Raw genomic sequence first — 823 nt, 5'->3', positions numbered from 1 at the left:
GTGTTGGCGGTAAGCGTTTGGTAGCCATCAGCGTCTTCCGGCCCGCTTCGGCAAAGCGGCTAGCGCGGCGGCGGCGGCCATCTCGTCGGCCTCCTTCTCCAGCCGCAATTCGCGCAGACGCGCGGTCTTGGCTTCACGTGCCTCGCTGACGGCGTCGCGCTCGGAATTGATGCGGTTGAGCGACATCGACTGGGTTTGCGTCTTGCTGAACAGGGACACGGCCTGATCGACGGTTGTCTTTGAACTGGTGGTCAAATCTTTCTCCTGTCAGGAGCCTGTGCCGATGGAGCGAGACCGGGTCTTCGGTCAGGATCACGCACAAAGCAATACGCGCGGCGAATTCAAATTGCTGGAGCGTCCCTTAGCACGTCCAGGCCGGCGCGCAGCGCACTTTCGGCGGCAAGGCGCGCAAAATGAAAAAGGCCAGGCACCGCCTGACCTTCATGGAGCGCCGCGCAACCAGATGACATCCAAAAAGGATGCACCCGGGGATGCACGAACGCCCTTCTCATGCGCATGATATGCCGTGGAAACTCAGGTCTCCGCGGCCATGCGCCCGAATTCGCCACTCACCGGTGCCAGTACATCCGTGGTCACCGGGAGAGCTGAATTCTTTTTTCAGGCCGCCTTCAACTGGTCGGCGGACATCTTGCCCGACTTGTTGTCGCGGACCATCTCGTAGCCGAGCTTCTGGCCCTCGACGATGTCGCGCATGCCGGCGCGCTCTACGGCCGAGATGTGGACAAAAACGTCGGCCGAGCCGTCGTCAGGCTGAATAAAACCAAAACCTTTGGTGGCGTTGAACCATTTAACTGTGCCGGTG

2 protein-coding genes are annotated in these 823 nt (G+C 60.6%); both read right to left on the bottom strand.

The annotated features are described in order from the left end of the window. Nucleotides 1-27 precede the first annotated feature (27 nt). Nucleotides 28-255 (bottom strand): hypothetical protein, encoded by a 228-nt coding sequence (locus EN893_RS36095; RefSeq protein WP_013532399.1) that lies wholly within the window; start codon nt 253-255, stop codon nt 28-30. Between the two features lie 363 nt (nt 256-618). Continuing rightward, the coding region (locus tag EN893_RS36090) for a cold-shock protein (protein ID WP_164901497.1) at nt 619-823 on the bottom strand (205 nt) is incomplete at its 5' end.

The sequence above is a fragment of the Mesorhizobium sp. M7A.F.Ca.CA.004.04.2.1 genome, from assembly GCF_004022825.1.
Taxonomy (GTDB): domain Bacteria; phylum Pseudomonadota; class Alphaproteobacteria; order Rhizobiales; family Rhizobiaceae; genus Mesorhizobium.
This window is presented reverse-complemented; position numbering and strand designations above follow the sequence as displayed.